This window comes from Streptomyces sp. NPDC056883, from assembly GCF_042788835.1.
GTDB classification, from domain to species: Bacteria; Actinomycetota; Actinomycetes; order Streptomycetales; family Streptomycetaceae; genus Streptomyces; species Streptomyces stoeckheimensis.
On record NZ_JBHUBS010000048.1, the window covers coordinates 1 to 693 of the forward strand.

General features: G+C 47.2%; 1 protein-coding gene. It reads left to right on the top strand.

All coding sequences use genetic code 11. From position 1 onward, the window contains the following. Nucleotides 1-122: 122 nt before the first annotated feature. Nucleotides 123-693, top strand: a 571-nt coding sequence (locus tag ACFRU2_RS42165) for a lysozyme family protein (RefSeq protein WP_382981605.1), incomplete at its 3' end; no start/stop codon positions are given.

Genomic DNA, 693 nt, shown 5'->3' on the forward strand with positions numbered 1-693 from the left:
ATGTAAGACCTAATCGCGCTCAGCCAAAAGACCGAGGGGAGAGACAAGGCGAACGTCAAGCACAGAACGTCTCCGAGAAACATCTACCTGAAAACCCTAATCGGGCACGAGGTGAATAAAGCATGAAAAAGATTCTTGTCATCAGCCTCATCGTGGCTGCGGCAGGGTATGCCGCCCTTATGGGGTTTATCCTGCTGTTTGGTGACGGAGGAGACGAAGGCGGCCGAGGCGGTATAGACAGTAACATAGCAGGTAAAGCGAAAATCAGTCAGGATGTTGAACGTTATCGCCCCTTATTTGAAAAATATGCTGAAAAGTATGATCTCACAAAGCATATAGACGTAATTATGGCGCTTGTCATGCAAGAGAGCGGCGGCCGACACTTAGACGTCATGCAGTCATCAGAATCAATGGGATTGCCGCCTAACACAATTACTGATCCCGAGGTCAGTATAGATGTTGGAATGAAGCATTTTAAAAGCGTCTTAGATAAAGCAGGTGGCGACATTAAATTGACACTCCAAGCCTATAACTACGGCGGCGGGTTCATTGACTACGTTAAAAAAAATGGCGGCAAGTATTCGAAAGAGCTTGCTCTCTCGTTCAGCAAAGAACAGGCCGCAAAGGTAGGTTGGTCGAGTTATGGAGATCCGCTTTATGTCGATCATGTGCTGAGATACCTAGACACAGGAG